This is a genomic window from Pseudomonas sp. Pdm06, from assembly GCF_014851795.1.
GTDB lineage: Bacteria > Pseudomonadota > Gammaproteobacteria > Pseudomonadales > Pseudomonadaceae > Aquipseudomonas > Aquipseudomonas fluorescens_AA.
In genome coordinates, this window is record NZ_JACVAH010000003.1 from 83,818 (window position 1) to 104,359 (window position 20,542).

The following is a 20,542-nucleotide window of genomic DNA, read 5'->3' on the forward strand; positions in this document are numbered from 1 at the left end:
AAGGGGTCCGGGAGGAAACGCTCCTCGGTCAGCGCCGGCCGGTTCAGGTAACCCCGAGCGACACCGGCGCCGCCGATGTACAACTCGCCCACCACGCCACGGGGCACCAGTTGCCGGTGCCCATCGAGCAGGTAGACCTGGGTGTTGTCCAGCGGCCGACCGATACCCGGCACAAAGCCTTCGGCGCGGTCCATCGAGACCCAGGTCGAATAGGTGGTGGTTTCCGATGGTCCATACAGGTTGCACAGGCGCTGCACGTCACTGTGGTCGAAGATCCTTTGCACCAGGCCCTGCTTGAGTGGTTCGCCGGCCAGGTTGACCACCCGCGTCGAGGCCGGGATCGCCGCGGCCCCCACCAGCGCATCGAGCGCCGAGGGCACGCTGTTGATCAGGGTGACTGGCACCGGACGGTCGAGCAGGGCCAGGGCATTGGTGGCCAGGTGCAGGGTCGCACCGGCGGCCAAGGGCACGAAATACTCGAAGACCGCCAGGTCGAAGTTGATCGAGGTGGCGAACAGACTGTCTCGCAGGCTTTCGGCATTGAAGGTGCGCAGCGCCCAGTGCAACAGGTTGCAAGCATTGCGGTGCTCGATCATCACGCCCTTGGGCAGGCCGGTGGAACCCGACGTATAGATCACGTAGGCCAGGTGCGCGCCAGTCAGGCCCAGGCGCGCCGGGTCCGGGTTGTCGGCCGGCTGCTCGGCCAGACGGGCCTGGGTCTGCGGATCGTCCAGGCACAGGGCGGTACAACCCGCCGGTGCCGTCACGCTGGCTTGCAGTGCGGTGGTCGTCAGCAACGCCTGGGGCGCGCTGTCTTCGAGCATGTGCGACAGCCGCTCGCGCGGGTACGCCGGGTCCAGCGGCACATAGGCCGCGCCGGCCTTGAGGATGCCGAGCAGGGCGACCAGCAGATGCGGGCCACGCTCCAGGCAGATCGCTACCCGGCTGTCCGGCTGCACGCCGGCGCCCAGCAACAGGTGGGCAAGGCGATTGGCCTGGGCGTTGAGCGCTCCATAGGTCAACGGACTGGCGCCATCGGCCGCGTCGAAACGCGCGGCGATGGCCTGGGGCTGGCGTTCGGCCTGGCGTTCCAGTGCCAGGTGCAACAGGTCCCGTTCGGGCAGCGGCCGGGCAGTCGCGTTGAACGTGTGCAGCAGTTGCTCACGCTCCGCCTCCGGGAGTATCGAAAGATGGCAGGCCAGGCGCTGGGGTGTACCTTCCAGTGCGTCGAGCAGGTTATCCAGGGCCGTTTGCAGCCAGCCAAGCACCGGGGCCGCGCCCACCAGGGGATCGATTTGCAGGCTCAGCGAAAACCCATCGCCCAGGTCGTCGACCGACAGGTTGAAGGGATAGTTGGTGCGTTCCTCACCGCCCAGAACCTGCATGCCATCGAGCACCGGGGCAGGCCCCTGGGCCGTGCTGTGCCGGTAGTTGAGCAGCGCCGAGAACAGCGCCGTGCCGTTGGGCAGCGCGCTGCAGCGTTGGGCCAGGCCCAAGGGCGCGTGCTCATGGGCGATCAACCGGCTGAGTAACCCGTGGGTGTCGCGCAGCGCCTGCCTCACCGGCACCGCCAGGCGCACCCGCAACGGCAACGTATTGATGAACAGGCCCATGGCGGTGGCTGCTTCGGCGGCGCCCAGCAGGCGACCGAACATCACCGTGCCGAACACCACATCGTCACGGCCGCTGGTCTTGCCCAGCACCAGGGCCCAGGCCAGATGGAACAGGCTGGCGCTGCTGACTTCCAGGCGGCGCGACAGTTCGCGGATGCGCCGGCTCAGATCCAGCGCCAGCGGCGCTTCCAGGGTCTGCACCTGGCTGCCGTCGCCGCGCACATCGAGCAGCCCGCAGGGCGCGGTGGGCTCGTCGATATCGCCAAGCAGCTCGGTGAAGAATGCCGCGTGTTGCGCTTCGCTCAGGCCCTGGCGGGCGCGCACCACGAAATCACGGAACGGGCGTGGCGGTTGCAAGTCGGCCAGGCGGCCCTGCTGGATCGCCGCGACCTCGCTCACCAGCCGCTCCAGCGATGTATGGTCCATCACCGCATGGTGGTGCAGCAGTTGCAGCAGCCAGCGACCGTTTGCCGGATCCGCTGCAGCCACCGCGCGCATCAGGGGTGCCTGGCGCAGGTCCAACCGATGCTCCCTGGGATCGGTCCAGGCGCGCAACGCGGTGGCCACGTCGCCCGCGGGCGGGCTGAACAGTTCCAGCGTCAGCGGGGCCTGACGCCACACCACCTGGACCGGCGCATCGAGACCTTCCCAGGCCAGCGCGGTGCGCAGGATGTCGTGGCGGGCGATGGCCTGGTTGAGGGCATCCATGAAGCGACGCAGGCGCGGTTCGTCATCGAAGCCCAGTAGCACGTGCAGCAGGTAGGTATCGCCGCGCTCCTGGAGCAGGTGGTGGAAGAGGATGCCGGCCTGCAGGGGCACCAGCGGGTAGATGTCCTGGATATTGGCGGCACCGCCCGGAACGCTGGCGGCAATGCCCTCGATCTGAGCCGCCTCGAGCTGGCAAAGGTCGAGCAGCGCCGGGGTGATGGCGGTGGTGCCCGCCGGCAGTCCGCTGGCGCCGGCGGGCTGCGCCGCGGGCTGGCGCAGGGCTTCGATCAGCGCCGGCTTGTGGCTGCGCAGGAGGGCGATCAGCTCCTGGTCGGCCAGCACTTCATCGTCGGCCACCACCGAGAGTTGGTCGCCGCGCAACGACAGGGTCACGCCGCGGTGTTTGAGCAGAGCCAGCAATTGATCCGCAGTCACAGGAGCAGTTCCTTCAATGGAGTAGTGGCCGCGGCCAGACCGGCAAGGGTCGGTGCGGTGAACAATTGGCTGATGTCGACCCGCAGGTGGTGCTGGCGCATGCGCTCCACCAGCCCCATGGCAATCAGCGAGTGGCCGCCGAGGGCGAAGAAATTGTCGTGCCGGCTGACCCGCTCGACGTTCAGCAGCTCGCACCAGATGGCCGCCAGGGCTATCTCGATGTCGCCTTGGGGGGCTTCGTAACGGGTTTGCACGTACGCCTGGGCGTCGGGTTCGGGCAGGGCATTGCGGTCGAGCTTGCCGTTGGAAGTCAACGGCAGGCTATCGAGGCGCACATAGGCGCTGGGCAGCATCGACTCGGGCAAGCGTTCGCCCAGGGCCGTCCGCGCCTGTGCCGGCGTCGGTGGCGCGTCGCCCAGCAGGTACGCGATCAGTCGGGCCACGCCATGGCGATCGGGACGACCGACCACCACCGCTTGCCGAACACCGGGCAGCGCCAACAGATGGCTTTCGATTTCCCCCAGCTCGATGCGGTGCCCATGGATCTTCACCTGGAAGTCGGTGCGGCCAAGGTAGCTGAGGCTGCCATCAAGCTCCCAGCGACCGAGGTCGCCGGTGCGGTACAGCCGCGCGCCGGGCTGGGTCGAAAATGGGTCGGCGATGAACCGCTCCCGGGTTAGCGCCTCGCGCTGCCAGTAGCCACGGGCCACGCCTCGGCCGCCAATGTGGATTTCACCCACCACCCCCAGCGGCGCGCGTCGACCGTGATGATCGAGCACGTGCACCTGAGTGTTGGGCAGGGGCTGGCCAAGGCTGGGCAGCGGATGCTGATCCAGCCAGGCGCTGGTGGTGTCGACCGTGCATTCGGTCGGGCCGTAGACGTTCAGCACCCGCACGCCGGGCTCGTCGGCCAGTTGCTGCCAGAGCTCTGCGGGGACGGCCTCGCCGCCGAGCAGCAGGCGGCGGGGCAACGGCTGGGGCAGGGCCAGCGTCTGGCGATGCTTGAGCAGCGCTTGCAACTGGGTCGGGGTGCAGTCGAATAGGGTTACCTGCCGGCTCTGCAGGTAATCGAGCAGGGCCGCCGCGTCCAGGCGCACGCGTTTTGGAATCAACACCAGGCAGTGGCCGCTCAGCCACTGACACAACTGCTGGACCGAGGCGTCGAAGGCCACCGAGGCGTTGAGCGAGCAGCGCGTACCGGCCGGCAGGTCAGCCAGGCGCTGGTGCAACCCGGCCCAGAGGTTGAGCACCGAGTGGTGCTCGACCATGACGCCCTTGGGCTGGCCGGTGGAGCCTGAGGTATAGATCAGATAGGCGAGGTCGCTGGACTGGGTGCCGATGTCCGGATCGTCGGTTGCGGCCTGCTGCCAGGCGGCACCAACGGCATCCAGGCAGATCAGCGGCCCGGCGTCGAATGTCGGCAGCCCCTCGCGCACTCGCTCCTGGGTGAGCAGCGCCGCCGGAGCGCTGTCTTGCAGCATGAAGGCCAGCCGCGGAGCCGGATAATCAGGGTCCAGCGGCACATAGGCGCAGCCGGCTTTCCACACCGCCAGCAAGGCGATCGCCAGGTGCGCTTCGCGGTCCAGGCACACCGCGACCCGTTGCCCGGGCCGTACGCCCTGGTCCAGCAGGTGATGGGCCAGGCGGTTGGCCTGTTCGTCGAGCTGTCGAAAGCTCAGTTGGCGATGCTCGTCGATCAGCGCAAGGGCGTCGGGGCGGCGGGAGGCCTGCTCGGCGAAGCGCCCGTGCAGGGTGCCGTCGGGCGCTGACACGGACAGCACTGGGTTGAGGCGATTCAACCGTGCCTGCTCGGCGGCGGGTAATACGTCCAATGACTGGATGTGCCCATCGTCGGTCTGTTCCAGCGCTTCCACCAGGGCGTGCAGGGCCGTCAGCATGAAGCCCAGCAGCCGTTCCGGCGCATGGTCGGGGTGGGTCTGGGCGGTCAGCGAAAAACCTTCGCCCAGATCGTCCACCGCCAGGTTGAAGGGGTAATGGGTTCGCTCCTCGCTGTGCAGCAGGGTCATGCCGGGCATGGCCTGGTGCACATTGGCCTGGCCGGCATGGCTGTAGCGGTAATTGAACAAGGCACTGAACAATGCCGTCCCCGGCGCTACCGCGCTGCAACGCTGGGCCAGGGCCAGCGGGGTCTGCTCGTGGCAGAGCAGACCGTTGAGGGTGTCCTGGACCTGCCGCAGGATGGCGTGGACGCCGCCGTCCAGGCGCACCCGCAGTGGAAGGGTGTTGATGAACAGGCCCAAGGTCCGGTCGGCGTGGGCGCCGGCCTGCAGGCGGCCGAACAGTACCGTGCCAAAGACCACATCGTCGCGCCCACTCAGGCGCCCCAGCACCAGGGCCCAGGCCAGGTGGCAGACACTCGCCGGGCTCACCCCGTGGGCCTCGGCCTGGCGACGCAGGCGGCGCGCCAGCTCCGGTGCCAGCGGCTGCTGGTGTTCCAGGGCCTGCCAGCGGGGATCGGTTTGCAGGTCAAGGTCGAAGGGCAGGGTGGGTTCATCCAGATCGCCCAACTGCTCGCTGAAAAAAGCGCGGGCGGCGGCCACCGCTTCTGGTCGCCGGGCCTGGGCCACCAAGGCTCGGGTGCCGGTGGGCGGCGGCAGGTCCGCAGGGCGCCCGCCCTCGATCAGGGCGATCTCTTCGATCATCAATTCCAGGGAGGTGTGATCGACCACCACGTGGTGATGCAACAGCAGCAACAGCCAGCGTTCCTGCGCCGGGTCAAAGGCCACCCGGGCCTCGATCAGCGGGGCCTGTCGCAGGTCGAGGCGGTAGTGGCGCGGGTCGGCACTGGCCTGCAACCGCGCCGCGACGTCGTCAGCCTCCAGCGCCAAGCGCCGAGGCGTGAACGCGACCTGCCGCAGCACCACCTGCACGGGTTCCTCCAGGTCCTCCCAGAGCACCAGGGTGCGCAGCGCGTCGTGCCGGCCGATGACCTGGCCCAACGCCGCGCAGAAACGTTGCAGGCGCGCCTCGTCGGTGAAGGCCAGCAGGCTGCGCAGCACATATCGATCGCCCTCGCGCTGGGCGCGGTGGTGATAGAGCATGCCCTCCTGCAAGGGGCCCAATGGATAAATGTCCTGGATATTGCCGGCGCCGCCGGGCACTCGCGCCGCGATCAGGTCGATCTGTGCCTGGGGAAGGGTCACCAGATCCAGCATCTGCGGGGTGATGCGGGCGCACGGGGTCGGGATGGCGCTTACGTTTGGTGCCGGCGCCGGAACGCTGGCCAGGTTTTCCAGGCGCAGGGCCTGGGCGGCCAGTGTCGAGCGTTCGAACACGCTGCGTATGTCCAGGTCCCAGCCATTGCGGCGCAACTGTTCGAGTAATTGCACCGCCAGCAACGAATGCCCGCCAAGGCTGAAGAAGTCGTCGTCACGGCTGATTTCCGAGACGCCCAGCACCTGGGTCCAGATGGCCGCCAGCCGCCGTTCGGTGTCCCCTTGCGGCACCTGTCTGACGGCACTGCTGGCCTGTGCCTCGGGCAGCGGCAGGGCCTGGCGATCAAGTTTGCCGTTGGGTGTCAGTGGCAGCTGCTGCAGGGCGACGCAGGCGCTGGGCAGCATATAGTCCGGCAAGCGGCTTTCCAGATAGGCGCGTACTTCAGCCAAGTCCGGAACGGGCGTGGTCGAGTCCTGCGCTATCAGATAGGCCACCAACCGCGGATCACCGGCAGGGCCGGGCTGCGCCAGCACCACCGCTTCGCGCACCGCCGGCATGCCCAGCAACTGCGTTTCGATCTCCCCGAGTTCGATGCGGAACCCGCGTACCTTGACCTGGAAATCGTTGCGTCCCAGGTAATCCAGCGAACCATCGGCCCGCCAGCGCCCCAGGTCACCGGTGCGGTACATGCGCGCTTGGGGATCGTCGACGAAGGGGTCGGACAAAAAGCGTTCTTGGGTCAGCTCGGCACGATTGAGATAACCCCGCGCCACGCCTGCTCCGCCGATGTAGATCTCACCGGCCACGCCCAACGGCACCGGCTGGCGATGACGGTCGAGCAGGTAGACACGGGTGTTGTCCAGGGGCCGGCCGATGCCGGGCTGGTAGCCCCCGGCACGGTCCATCGACAGCCAGGTGGAATAGGTGGTGGTTTCCGTTGGCCCATAGAGATTGCAGACCCGTTGCGTCGCACTGCGGGCGAACAATTGTTCCACCAGTCGCGGCTTGAGCGGTTCGCCCGCCAGGTTGATCACCCGGGTGCTGTCGGGGACGGCGCCGACCCTGACCAGTTCTTCCACCGCCGAGGGTACGCTGTTGATCAGCGACACCGGGCAGGGGCGGGCCACCAACGCCAGGGCGTTCTCCACCAGGTGCAGGGTCGCGCCGGCGGCGAGAGGGACGAAGCATTCGAAGACCGCCAGGTCGAAGTTGATCGAAGTGGCGAACAGGCTGTGGCGCCATTCCTCGGCGTCGAAGCTGCGTAGCGCCCAATGCAGCAGGTTGCAGGCGTTGCGGTGCTCGATCATCACGCCCTTGGGTAGGCCGGTGGAGCCCGAGGTGTAGATGACGTAGGCCAGGTGCGCTGGGCCCAGGTCCGCAACCCTGGGGTTTTCCGTGGGCAGGGTCGCCAACCGGTCCCGCAACTGCGCTGCATCCAGGCGCCAGCATTCGACCGCCGTGGCCGGTAACCCACTGGCCACGGCCTGGCTGCTCAGGACCAGCAGGGGGGCGCAGTCTTCGAGCATGTGCGCAAGACGCGCCGGCGGGTAGTTGGGGTCCAGCGGTACGTACGCCGCGCCGGCCTTCAAGGTGGCGAGCAGGGCGACCAACAGGTCTGGACCACGTTGCAGGCTGATCGCTACCCGGTCATCGGGGCGCACCCCGGCCATCAGCAGGGCGTGGGCCAACTGGTTCGCCTGCTGGTTAAGCTGGGCATAGCTGAGCTGGGCTCCCGCAGGCGTTTCGAACTGCGCCGCCACGGCGTCGGGATGCAGTGCCGCCTGCCGCTCGAAGGGCTGGTGCAGCAGGGTGTCCCGTGGATGCGCCTGCCGTGTGGCGTTGAACCCTTCCAGCAGTTGCTGGCGTTGCTCCAGAGGTAGGATGTCCAAGGCACAGGCACGGGTGGCCGGTGCGGTTTCCAGGGTCTGTGCAACCACCTCCAGGGCCCGAATCATTTGCGCAAGGACCGCGTCGACGCAGACTGAACGATGGACCTGTCCGGTCAGGGCAAAGCCTTCGCCGAGGTCATCGATGGACAGGCAGAACGGGTAGTTGCTGCGCTCCTCGCTGCCCAGCAGGCGCACCCCGGGCAGGTCGAACTCTGGGCGGGCCGAGCGTTGTGCCTGGCTGTGGCGAAAATTCAGCAGCGCTGAGAACAACGCTGCCTGGGTGGGCAGTGCAGTGCAACGTTGGGCCAGGGCCAGCGGCGCGTGTTCATGGGCGAGCAGTTCGGTCAGTCGTCCATGGGTCTGGCGCAAGGCGCTATACAGGGGCATGTCGAGGTCGATGCGCAGGGGCAGGGTATTGATGAACAGCCCCAGGGCCTGCTCCACCTGCTGGCCGGCACTGAAGCGACCGAACAGCACCGTGCCGAAGACCACGTCGTCGCGGCCGCTGGCCTTGCCCACCACCATGGCCCAGGCCAGGTGGAACAGGCTGGCGACGCCCACCGCCTGGGTCTTGGCCAGTTGCCGCAGGCGGTGGGCCAGGGCGGGGTCGAGTGAGCGTTGGGCCTCGCGGTTGTCGCGGCCGGAGCCCTGGATGTCGTGCAGCGCGTAGGGCAGGGTCGGCTCGTCGAGCGTGCCGAGCAGCCGCTGGAAATAGGCCTCGGCGCTGGCCTGGCGCCGGTGCTCGCGGGCCTGGGCGACGAACCGGCGAAACGCCACGGTCGGAGGCAGCGGATGCCCGGGATCTTGCATCAAGGTGCGGACTTCGCCGAACAACAGCGCCAGGGTGGCGTGGTCGATGGCCAGGTGGTGGTGGACCAACTGCAACTGCCATTGGCCGCTGGGCATGTCGAAGCGCACGTAGGCCTGGGCCAGGGGCGCGCGGCGGATGTCCAGGGGCTGTTCGGCGAAGGCGTCGCATGCCGCCAGCCAGACCACCGGCAGGGGCGCCTCGCGCCAGACCACTTGCACCGGCTCGTCCAGGCCTTCCCAGAGCACGGCGCTGCGCAGGATGTCATGGCGGGCGATCACCTGATCGAAGGCGGCGATGAAGGCGTCCAGCAGTGGGCGGCTGTCGAAAGCCAGTGTCGCGCGTAACAGGTAGGCGTCGTCGGTCGGTTGCAGCAGGTGCTGGAACAGCAAGCCTTCCTGCAGGGGCGCCAGGGGGTAGATGTCCTGCACGTTGGCGGCGCCGCCTTCCACCGCCGTCACGATCAGGTCGATCTGAGGCTGTGGCAGGTTGAGCAACGGCAGCATGGCCGGGGTGATGCGCTTGCAGTCCGGCGCTATGGCGGATGCCTCAGGCAGTGCCTGTGATTTGGCCGGACCCAGCGGCTTCTCCAGCAGCAATGCGAGATTGAGCAGGTTCGCCGCGCTGAACAAGGTCCCTACGTCCAACTGCCAGCCTTCGGCCCGCAACTGCTCGACCATCTGCACCGCCAGCAACGAATGCCCGCCGAGGGCAAAGAAGTTGTCCTGCCGACCGACCCGCGGCACTCCGAGGACCTCGGCCCACAGTTCGGCGAGTCGGGTTTCCACTGGCCCTTGGGGCGCTTCGTAGCAGTGCAGGGCGAAATGCTGTTCGTCGGGCTCGGGCAGGGCGTGGCGGTCGAGCTTGCCGTTGGCGGTCAGCGCGAAACCGTCCACCTGGACGAAAGCCGCCGGCAGCATGTAGTCCGGCAGCACGGCTGCCAGGCGGGCGCGCAGGGCGTTGGGTTCTTGTGCCTCGGTGGCGCTGAAGTAGGCCAGCAGGCGCTGCTGGGCATCGGCCAGCACCAGCGCCTCGCTTATTCCCGGCAGGGCCTTGAGCTGGGCTTCGATTTCCCCCAACTCGATGCGAAAGCCACGGATCTTCACTTGGAAATCATTGCGGCCCAGAAACAGCAGCACGCCGTCGGCGCGCCAGCGCACCAGGTCGCCAGTGCGGTACAAACGTGCCCCGGGTGCCTGGCTGAAGGGGTTGGCGACGAAGCGTTCTTCGCTCAGTCGGGGTTGGTTCAGGTACCCCAGGGCGAGCCCATCACCACCGACGTAGAGCTCGCCGACCACCCCAATCGGCACTGGACGGCGCTGTTCATCCAGCACGTAGACCTGGGTGTTGCCCACGGGCCGGCCGATGGGAATGTCACCGGCCAACGCATCCTCGAGGGTGATGGCGTGAGTGGTGGTGAAGGTGGTGTTTTCCGTCGGCCCGTAGCCGTTGAGCAAGTGCTGGGGTGGCGAATGGCGCAGGACCTTTTCGATACGCCGCGGATCGAGCACGTCGCCGCCGACCATCAGGTAGCGCAGCGCGCCGAAGGCCGGCGCCAGGGCCTCGGCGTACTGATGGAACAGCCCGGCGGTGAGCCAGAGCACGCTGACTTCGTGGTGCAGCAGGTGCTCGTTGAAGCGGGTCGCGTCCAGCAGGGTTTCACTGGGGCAGACCACCAGGCAGCCGCCGTTGAGCAGCGCGCCCCAGATCTCCAAGGTACTGGCGTCGAAGGCCGGATTGGCGGCGAGAGCGAAGCGGTCCTGGGCGGTGAACTCGGCGAAGCCGTTGTTGCGCACCAGCCGGGTGATGGCGCGGTGCGGCACCTGCACACCCTTGGGCGTTCCGGTGGAACCGGAGGTGTACATGACGTAGGCGACATCGCCGGCCTCGCGGGCCGGGTGGGATTCAGCCAATACATGGTCTGGCGCTGCAACGTCAATGAAGCGGACGTTTTCCAGTGCGGGCCGATCGTCACCCGACACCAGCAGCCAGGCGCTGCCACAGTCCACCAGTACCCGCGCCTGATGGGCCGTCGGGGCCTCCCGGTCGATGGGTACGTAGCATGCGCCGCGCTTGAGGATCGCCAGGATCGACACGATCAACGCCGCGCCCCGGGCCAGGCACAGCGCCACCGCATCACCGGCGCCAATCCCATAGGCCGCCAAATGCCCAGCCAGGCGCTCGGCCCGTTGGTCGAGCTGGCGATAGCTCAGGGTCTGCGCGCCGTCCAGCAGCGCACACGCATCGGGGCGCCGTTGCACCTGCCCGGCGAAGAGCGCCGGCAGCGGTTCATCGGCCGGGTAGTCACGGCTGCTGGCATTGAAATCGTCAAGGATCTGCTGCCGTTCGGCTGTGTCCAGCAGCACCCAGTCGCCCAGGGCCCGGGTTGGCTCGGCGAGGACCTGATCGGTCAAGCACTCCAGGCGCCGCAGGTGCGTGGCCATCTGCTCGGCACTGAACAGTCGCGGGTCGTAGTTGAATTCCAGGAAGGGTTCGACCTGGGCTTCGTAATGCCGCAGATAGATCGCCAGCGGATAGCGCTCATAACCGTTGTGCCAGGTACGCAGAGCGCAGCGGGCCGAGGCAAGGTTGACGTCGCCGGGGTACTGTTCGACCGACAGCATCAGCTCGAACAACTGGCCGGGGTGGCCGGCGCGAGCCCGCAACTCACGATGCAGACTTTGCAGGGGGTAGCGCTGGTGACGGTAGCTGCGCAGGGTCTGGCTAGCTACCTTTTGCACGGTCTCGACGAAGCTGGCGGCGGGGTCGACCTCGACCGTCAGCGGCAGCACCGAGGAGAACATGCCCACGGTCCGTTTCTGCAGGGGATTGCTGCGGTTGTGCACCGGAAGGCCGATGACCAGCCGCTCACGCTGGTCGGTCACCCGGCTGAAGTAACCGGCCAGCAATGCGCTCAGACAATGGCTCAACGTCGCGCCCTGGGTTCTTGCCCACTGGGTCATGAGGGCCAGGCGCTGGTGGCCCAGGGTCCAGATCGCCTGGGCACTGGGCTGCGGCTCGCTGGTGCTGGCCGGATCACGGGACGGCGAAGCACTCTGGAACAACGGTTCCGGCAGTGCCGGGAACTGCTCCAGCCAGAAATCCCGCGCCTTGGCATGGCGCGCCGAATCGAGGTAATCGCGGTCGCTGGCGACAAAGCTGCGATAGCCCTGAGCCAACACCGGGTCCAGTTGGAGTGGCTCGCCGACGAGCAGTTGGTTATAGGCGGCGCTGACAGCCTGGCCGACCAGGCCCACCGAAGTGCCGTCGCTGATCAGGTGGTGGTAACGGCTGTTCCACAGCGCATGGGTGTCGGACAGTTGAAACCATTCCATGCCCCACAGAGGTTGCCCGCGGAGCGAGAACGGCGTGCGATTCAATTGCTCGATGGCGGCCATGGCCCGGCCTTCGGACTCACCGCGCCAATCGTGGAAGGTGAACGGCGTCTGCAAGTGCTCGGCAACCTGCTGCTGCACCTGCCCGTCGCGGTCGCTGATTATCAGCCGCAACGCATCGAATTGGGCCACCACGGCTCGCAGCGCCGCGGCGAACAGGGCGTGGTCCACCGTGCCGTGGATTTCCACGGTTACGCCGATGTTGTAGGAGGGCGTGTCGGGCGATAGCAGTTGGTCGAGCCAGACGGATTGTTGCGTGGAACTCAACGAAATGCATCGCGGTTCAATCATGACACCTCCTTGTGCAGGGGTCGTGCCCCTGGGTCGACGCGGCAAGGCTTGTGGCCTTCGCGATACGGACCGGTCCTGTTTAGAAAAACAACGGCAGACAAGCCTCGACGCCGCCCTTCGGCCGGGTATGGCCGCGCTGGAAAGGTTTTCCGGCGCCTTTCGATGGGGTGGGACGGGCTCGGTGCGCATTTAAAATAGCAGCGCTTTTGCAGATGGGAAGCATTTTTTAATAGTTGTACGATGTCATATCGGAATCATTTCCCGCCCCGCCGCGGGCTAGAGCTGCCGCGCAGGCTTGAGCCCGTGCGTTGCCTGCTCGCTCACCGGGGGGCGGTCCCGCCCCTTGCAGGCGGGAGACATGGAGGCATGAGCGTAGGGGCGAGCGATAGGATGGAACGGCGAACGGTGCAGGCGCAGGAGATCGTACATCACTTGCCGAACCAGGCTGTCCCCGCGCAACGTTGCTTGTTTGGTAAGCGTCCGGCCAACATTTGAGTTCAGCTAACTCAAGGTGATAGGCAATGAAAAAACCACACTTGGCCTGACAGCTACATGGATAGTCTGCGCATCATTTAGTCAAACCGTCACGTCGACCTTATTGGCGCCTACGGTCATCTGGGTGACGGTTTCATGCGTCATCCGCTCGCCCTTGCTCCACAACTGGGAGGAGAAGAAGCCGTTCAGGGTCTCAGCGTTTGGGGTTGTCCCTTTTTTAAGGAATAGGGCACCCAGATCGATGGTGTTGGCGAAGTTGTCCTTGTTCAGAATGTACCCACCCGTAAAGTTGCCACCCCACGTAGCGTCGGCGGCCACCAGGGCGATGGAGGCGTCGCGGTAGCTGCTCGCTGCCGATTTCAACTCACTGGAAGCATTCAGCCGCTCGTTCAACCGATCCATGTCGGAAGCGCTGAGCTGGCTTGAACTGTTGAGAACCTTGAGGCTGCCATCCGCTTCGATGGTGAAGCCAAATTTCTTCTTGGCGAGATCCGGATCGGTGTGAGCCAACGCTGATTGGAACTCTTCGAAAGAGAGTTTCAGCGATTGATGGGCGCTTTTGTGCCCCTCGGCAATTTGCGGGTAATCCGGCGACTGGGTGCGCGCGATCATGCTCTCGATCGATGCCGTTTCCGGGCTCGGTTCGGGGGCTTCATTGATTGGATGGTAAATCGCCGCCGGATTGATGTTGACCGTGGTTTTCAGCAAGTCTTCACTGAGGGTTTTGGTGGTCAATGGCTGGCTGGTTTGGCTCAGCTGAGCGGCTGATGGCCGGATAAATACGGAATTGATAGAAAGGGTCATGTCGTCATTCCTTGAACGTCTGAAGTTAGCAGGGTATCGACGGCCTATGAAAAAACATGAGGGTGGGGGGCATTCATAGGGACCTGTCCGATCCCGAGGAAATGGGAACAACCTTAGAGCGATATGATGCTTTCCTGAACATCCAGCGCTAGGGTTATCAATCAGCAAGTGGAACAAACTAATGGCTTGGTAGTCTTCAAGAGTGCCCCTTGGCAACGGACGGTTCTTACATGGGGGCGGTCCGAAACGTTGGAGTATTTTTTTCCATAGGAGGTTTCGCGTGCCCTGGAAGTCAAATCTTGTAGTGCTCGCCTTGTCTGCCGTTGTCTTTTCGGCGCAGGCTCAATCCGATCGTCAAGTGGTCGAGGACATGGTGACTCGCTCGGCCAATGTCTGCCCAGGCCACAGCGCCGAGCGCACCACGCCCACGGTGAAGGCGGTGCCTGTCGGCGCGTTGCGGGTCATGCTTGATCGCGGCTTGGTGATGTGTCCCGATCGTCGTCTCGATGCCAACGCGCCGGCTGTATTCTATGGTCGAGTTGGCGTATTCCAATGGAACCCCGAGGTGCCTGCAAGCTCGGAGGTGATCGCCAAGCAGATCGACGCCATGACCCGCAAGGACGAGTACCCATCGGACACCTTGGTTTGGGATGCCAAGGGGATACCACTTGAGCAGCGCACTGTGCCGGCTTTCGAACCCAAGCCAGGGGCTGCTGTGCTGTACCAGGTACGGTAAGTCCTTTCGACGAGGCGCGTGGAGGTAAGGGGCAGGTTGGTTTTGGATTTCAATAGGTCGGACACTAGATACGAGTCTCGTTTCCCGCTCCAAGATTCAAAAAAGCCACTCAGATGAGTGGCTTTTTTTGTGCCTGAGGAATGCATCTCCGCATAACTTTTCGCGAGTTTGTCAAAGCGCGTAACGATGCGGCCGTTCTCCTTCAGCCAAATCCCAGGTTGCGTCGGGAAGTTCGTACCGTTTGGCCATCGTGGTCTCCTGCCTTTGATTATTTGTGACTCTAGATCAGAGGCAGATAGACCGGGAAAAGCAGGCCTAAGCTAATTCTAAAAAGATATTTATTTTTGTTTTTTAAGATCGATTAGCTTTATTCAGCAAGAGGCGCTGTGCCGCACGCGCAGCGTTTTTTTGCTTCAGGCTAACCGTGTTCGGGTCATGGCCTGGGGCTCAGCCAATTTCCTATTCTGGGGCGAGCACCTTGATCGCCTCCCAGGGTACGCTTGCCCGGAGCTCCTGTGACGCTTATTCAAACCTCTTTGGCAACTGCCTGGATCGATTCATCTCAACGGCCTGCGCAACCCGCCAGCGATCAAGCAAATGAGGGCGATGTTGTGCTCGAACTGCGAGACGTCACCAAAGCCTATTTGCGCAAAGGTTCTCCAGTGCTGCCGGCCGTGAGCGATGTCAGCTTGAAGGTGCGTCGCGGGGAGGTTCTGTGCCTGATGGGGACATCCGGAAGTGGCAAGTCTACGTTGCTGCGGCATATCAATCGCCTGATCGAACCCACGAGTGGCGAGGTCTTGATCGAAGGGCAGGCCATAAGCGGTTTGAGCCACAAGGCATTGCGCGAATTGAGATCGCAGCGCATCGGGATGGTGTTTCAACATTTCGGCCTGTTGCCTCACCGTACGGTGCTGGACAACGTAGCGTTGCCCCTCGAGCTGCGGGGCGAACCCGAGTTGGTTCGTCATTCGGCGGCAACCCTGCAGTTGCAGGCGGTAGGCCTGGAGGGTTGGGGCGAGCATTATCCCCATGAGCTGTCCGGTGGCATGCAGCAACGGGTTGGCCTGGCGCGGGCATTGGTGACAGATCCGGACATTCTGCTGATGGACGAGCCATTCAGTGCGCTGGACCCGACCATCCGACGAGATCTGCAAAGTCATTTTTTGGCCTTGGTGCGTGAGCGCGGCATCAGTACATTGCTGGTCACCCACGACCCGGCGGAAGCCGTACGTCTTGCTGACAGAATTGCGGTTCTGCGTCGCGGCCGCCTGGTGCAGTTGGGCACTCCCAAACAGTTGATCGAGCAGCCGGTTGACGCCGACGTTGGGGACTTTTTCCGGGATTTCACCCCGACCCCTTCACCGTTGCGCAGCGTCGACAGCGTTCCCCTCCAAGCCCCCGAATCTACTCCTCGCGAGCAGTCCGCCAGCCCCGGCTCGCGTGGCTGGCAAGCCCTGCTGCTGGGGCCGGCAGCGCTGGCTGCGCAGGGCAAGGGCGGTCTTTTCTGGCTTGGTTTCGCTGCTGAGCTTGCAGCGCTGGCGGTTGCTGGCCAAGGCATTGTCAGTCAGTCATGGCTAGCGATTCTGGCGGCTGTGAGTGTGTTCGCGGCCAGTCGCTTTACTGCGTTCTCGTTGAGCCGCCAGCCTGTGCGGCGCAACGTATCGGGTTGGGGGCTGCCGTTGGTTGTGCTGCTGGTCAGTCAGGCATTGGTGATCTGGCGGGTGTTTACGCCTGACACTACCCACGTGCTGTTGCAGTTCCCGGCCAATCGCCAGGCGCTGCTGCTGGCGGCACAGAGCATTGATGAATTCATCGGCTGGTCGCAGGTGACGTTCGAGAGCGCCTTCGTTGGCGTGATCGTTGCCGTTCGTACTGTCATTGAAGGTGTCGAGAACCTGTTGGGCTGGTTGCCCTGGCCAGTTTCGGCAGTGGCCCTGGTGTTTCTGGCGTGGCGTTCGGCCGGCTTGGCGCTGGCGCTGAGCAGCAGCGCTGCCTTGTTGTACATCGGGGTGTTCGGTTTTTGGGAGCGAACCATCGCGACGTTGGCGCTGGTCGGCTCGTCGGTGTTGATTGCCCTGGCCATCGGTGTACCAACCGGCATTCTGCTGGCGAAGCGCCCGCTTGTACGGCGCCTGATCACACCCTTGCTGGATGTCATGCAGACCCTGCCGACGTTTGTGTACTTGATTCCTGCCGTAGCGTTCTTCTCTGTCGGCAAGACTCCGGCCGTGATCGCGACCGTGATTTTTGCCCTGGCACCGATGATTCGCCTGACGTCGCTGGGAATCCAGGAAGTCCCGAAGGATGCCGTCGAAGCGGCGGTTGCCCATGGGGCCAGCCCTTGGCAAACCCTGATCAAGGTGCAACTGCCCCTGGCTCGCCGCTCGCTATTGCTGGGGATCAATCAAACCATCGTCATGAGCCTGTCTATGGTCGTGGTCGCCGCCCTGATCGGTGCTGGCGGTCTGGGTTATGACGTCATGACGGCGTTGCGCAACATCAAGGGGGGCGAGGGGGTTCTGGCGGGTGTGGCGATCGTCCTGTGCGCACTGATCCCTGATCGAATCATTCAATCGAGCTTGCGCAAGCAAGATCATTTGCACAACTGAACAATGAGGCTAATCGTGAAGAAACACCTATTCCGCAACCTGGGCGCTGCTGCGCTGCTGGCCTCGGTGATCCTTCCTGCCGCCGTCGTGGCCAAGGACAAGATAGTCATCGGCGAGCAGAACTGGACAGGGGCTATCGCCATTCAGCATATCCTCGGCGAGGTGATTAATACTCGCCTGGATGGCGATGTGTCGTATCTGGCAGGGGATGTCGCAGTACTGTTCAGTGCCGCGGCGAAAGGCGATGGCTCGGTGGATGTGCTGACGGACATCTGGCTGCCCAATCAATCGGCCGCTTGGGCCAAGTACGTGACTGGCGGCACCCGGTCATTGGTGCCGAACACCCATCCGTATGCGGGTGAACAAGGGTTTTACATTCCCGGTTATCTGCAGGATAAGTACGGGGTCAAATCCATCTATGATCTGAAAAAACCGGAAGTGGCCAAGCTCTTCGAACCACTGGGCGGCGGCAAGGCTGAACTGCTGGTAGGGCCGGCGGGCTGGGAGTCGACTTACATCGGCCAGATCAAGGCCAAGGATTACGGGTTTGCCGATAAATTCGAGTCGGTGTCCACCGAAGCCTCGGTGACCTACGCCAAACTCGCCTCGGCTTACAAGGCGCAACGTGGCGTGGTGTTCTATGCCTACACCCCGGACTGGATCTTTTCGGCCTTTGACCTGCGTCGCCTGGAAGAGCCGGCATTCGACGGTTACGCCCAGGACAACAAAAAAGATGACCCGCTTTACAAGGCTGATGGTTGCTGGAAATTCATCAGTCCGACCGTCGACCCGGACTGGCTGAACAAGAGTCAGATCACCTGCGCCTTCCCGGATGCCAAGGTGCATGTCCTGGCGTCCACTGCCTTGCAGAAACGCGCACCTAAAATTGCCGAGTTCCTGCGCAATGTTGCTATCGATCCGGCGCAACTCAATGACCTGATCCTGAAGATCGAAAAGGAAAAACAGCCGGCTGACGTCGCGGCAAAGGCGTGGGTACAGGCGAACAGCGCCATCGTCGATCAATGGCTCGCCGCCTCGGCGCCGAAAGTGAGCGCGATCCAATGAGCCAGGCGTCCTTGCGTTTGCTCGATGGCGGCATGGGCCGCGAATTGCAGCGTATCGGGGCACCGTTTCGCCAGCCGGAATGGTCGGCCCTCGCGTTGATCGAGGCGCCTGACTATGTGCTGCAGGCTCATCAGGCATTTATTGAGGCCGGTGCGCGAATCGTCACCACTAACAGCTACGCGGTGGTGCCGTTTCACATCGGCGATGAGCGCTTTGCCGAGCAGGGCCGTGCGCTGGCCGAACGGGCCGGACGCCTGGCTCGTCAGGCGGCGGCCGGCAGCACCGAGCCGGTCACGGTGGCCGGCTCCCTGCCTCCCGCCCTGGGGTCGTATCGACCTGACTTGTTTGATCATCAACGTTCGGTCGTGATCCATCGCGAGCTCATCGCCGGATTGCAGGCGCACGTTGATGTGTGGCTGGCGGAAACCCAGAGTTCCATCGCTGAAGTCCGGGCAGTCGTCGAGGCGCTTGGCGCAGAATCGAAACCGCTTTGGCTGTCGTTCACGCTGCTTGATGAAGCCGGCGAGCCACCGCGATTGCGTTCCTCGGAGTCAGTCGCCCAGGCGGTACACGTAGCGGTCGAATTGGGGGCGAGGGCGGTGCTGTTCAATTGCAGCCAGCCGGAAGTCATGGCGGCGGCGCTGGCGGTGGCGCGGGATGTCCTTCTGCGCCTCGATCAAAGCATCGAGCTGGGGGTTTACGCAAACGCGTTTCCGCCTGTCAGCACAGGGGCAAAGGCCAACAGCACGCTGCTGGAGATTCGCCGCGACCTGGGCCCTGAATCCTACCTGCACTGGTCCAGAACCTGGGTAGCGGCGGGTGCCAGTATTGTCGGTGGATGCTGCGGTATCGGGCCTGAACATATTGCGCAGTTGCATGAGCATCTGCTGCCAAACGAAGAGGTTGTCGGTGCATGATTTTCGCCAAGACCTGGTGGTTGAAAGCCCGACACCGATGCCCTGGCTGATCGGCGTAGAACAGAATAGAGTCACCGGCAGAGAGCAGAAGCAATCATCGTTGACGCTGATTTCCAGCACGCCCTGCGACACTGTGCGGTGGACCCATCAGCGAATTCGTAATGAGCTTCCCATTGCCTGCTCTACCTTGTGAGAGCAGGCGGGTAAGGGATGAGTGACTGCAAAACTCTACTCTGCCAACCGTATCCGCAACCGGCTTCGATGGGACAAGCCTGCTTGCAAGGCAAACGCAACTATCACGGTAGATGGCGCGGAAAAGCTGCTCAGGCCGCCGCCGGAAAACATCAACGCAAGACCCAATGCGGTGGCGCCAAACCAGGCCGTCAAGCCCACCGGGTTAAACGCGACCACCCGTTCGAGCGCTGCCACGTCACTGCGTCCGTAGACAATCTGCGCCAACGCCACACCCACCCAGGCCACCACGAAAATCCCCTGATAGGCCAACGCCTTGAGGATGTAGGCAAACACGTCCGCGAGCATCAAACCGTAGACGATCACTCCCACTGCCACTGCCCACATCAGGTACGAACCGCGAAGACCAAATCGACCAAAGAACGCCTGCATGTTCAGGGTCGCCAAGTAATAGTTGGCGGTGTTGATCCGGGTTTGCGTGGCCCAGACAAACAGCAATCCCCACAGGCCCATCAACTGCAAAATCGCCATCACCACCGAGACTTCGTTCAGCGCGCCTTCGTGGGGAATGCTGCTGACCAGGTAAATGCCCGCCGCGCCGTTGAGCAGAAACGTCACCGCGTAGAACGGCATGCCGAAGTTCCAGCGACCGTGGTACTCGGCGTCTTCAGGCTTGCCGAAGCGCGCATAGTCGAAGGTGAACAGCATCAACACCCAGACGCCCATGTAGGCGACAAAACAATCCCACCAGCCGAATGCACTAGGCGTTGCCGGGCCGAAATCCAGCCATTGCGGCTGGTAGCCATAACGGCTGATCGATAGCCCCACCGCCACCAGCAAGCCACCGAGGTACACCGGCAGCAATACGCCGTTGAGCTTGTCCAGCCAGTGCTGCACGCTGCCCAGGATCATTGGCACGCTGTAGAGCACTACGGCCAATGCCGCCAGCGGATAGACCAGTTCCGGGTACAGGTGATTGAGCGCGACGGCGATCACCGAACCTTCGAACACCGCGTAATAGATCGCGGTCGAGAAGAAAATCAACGTCGCCAGGCTCGCTCCGGTGCTGCCGAACAACAGCCGTGAAAACAACGCCACCGACAAACCGCTGCGAACCGCAAAGCGGCTTAGCACGCTGTTGACCAGTCCATAACTGATCACCGACAGGACCATGCCGATCAGCGCATTGCGCGCACCGAACGACAACGCCAATGAAGCCCCCACCACGATGTAAAACATTGCACTGCATACCGCCCACCAGGCCATGGTCAGGGACAGTCGACCCATGCGCGCTTCGGTGGGAACAGGATGATGCGCCGGGTCTTGCCCGGTTTGACTCGATTGCGATAAAGCAGCCATATGCGTGAACTCCAAAACCAATCAAAGGTTGAAGCGCGGGCAGCCG

8 protein-coding genes (1 of these 8 cut by a window edge) are annotated in these 20,542 nt (G+C 63.9%); 4 read left to right on the top strand and 4 right to left on the bottom strand.

The annotated features are described in order from the left end of the window. The 3 genes from IB266_RS06020 to IB266_RS06030 form a co-directional block, all read right to left on the bottom strand. Window positions 1-2,756: the start of a non-ribosomal peptide synthase/polyketide synthase gene (locus IB266_RS06020; RefSeq protein ID WP_192260546.1), read on the bottom strand. The gene continues 15,058 nt to the left of window position 1, outside the view; only the first 2,756 of its 17,814 coding nucleotides appear in the window; it begins with the start codon at window positions 2,754-2,756; its stop codon lies beyond the left edge, outside the window. Continuing rightward, complete coding sequence (locus IB266_RS06025) at window positions 2,753-12,316, bottom strand: non-ribosomal peptide synthetase (protein ID WP_192260547.1); 9,564 nt, start codon at window positions 12,314-12,316, stop codon at window positions 2,753-2,755. The genes IB266_RS06020 and IB266_RS06025 overlap by 4 nt, the downstream gene beginning before the upstream one ends. A gap of 576 nt (window positions 12,317-12,892) precedes the next feature. Further along, the gene (locus IB266_RS06030) at window positions 12,893-13,615 is read right to left on the bottom strand and encodes a hypothetical protein (protein WP_192260548.1); all 723 of its coding nucleotides are present in this window, start codon (window positions 13,613-13,615) and stop codon (window positions 12,893-12,895) included. A 280-nt stretch (window positions 13,616-13,895) separates the two neighbouring features. Between IB266_RS06030 and IB266_RS06035 the strand changes: the two genes are divergently transcribed. The 4 genes from IB266_RS06035 to IB266_RS06050 all read left to right on the top strand — a co-directional run bounded on the left by IB266_RS06035 (window position 13,896) and on the right by IB266_RS06050 (window position 18,945). Then, window positions 13,896-14,351 carry a hypothetical protein gene (locus tag IB266_RS06035; RefSeq protein ID WP_318646578.1) on the top strand — a complete coding sequence of 152 codons (456 nt, stop codon included), beginning with the start codon at window positions 13,896-13,898 and terminating at the stop codon, window positions 14,349-14,351. Between the two features lie 611 nt (window positions 14,352-14,962). Continuing rightward, window positions 14,963-16,963 carry an ATP-binding cassette domain-containing protein gene (locus IB266_RS06040; RefSeq protein ID WP_318646579.1) on the top strand — a complete coding sequence of 667 codons (2,001 nt, stop codon included), beginning with the start codon at window positions 14,963-14,965 and terminating at the stop codon, window positions 16,961-16,963. 3 nt (window positions 16,964-16,966) lie between these two features. Beyond that, window positions 16,967-18,028 (top strand): glycine betaine ABC transporter substrate-binding protein, encoded by a 1,062-nt coding sequence (locus IB266_RS06045; RefSeq protein ID WP_192260550.1) that lies wholly within the window; start codon window positions 16,967-16,969, stop codon window positions 18,026-18,028. Beyond that, window positions 18,025-18,945: a homocysteine S-methyltransferase family protein gene (locus tag IB266_RS06050; protein WP_192260551.1), complete on the top strand. Its 921-nt coding sequence runs from the start codon at window positions 18,025-18,027 to the stop codon at window positions 18,943-18,945. Before IB266_RS06045 ends, IB266_RS06050 begins: the two co-directional genes overlap by 4 nt. 228 nt (window positions 18,946-19,173) lie before the next feature. Here the strand turns inward: IB266_RS06050 and IB266_RS06055 are convergent, their stop codons facing one another. Further along, on the bottom strand, window positions 19,174-20,496 hold the full coding sequence (locus IB266_RS06055) for a purine-cytosine permease family protein (protein ID WP_192260552.1): 1,323 nt from the start codon (window positions 20,494-20,496) through the stop codon (window positions 19,174-19,176). Window positions 20,497-20,542 lie beyond the last annotated feature (46 nt).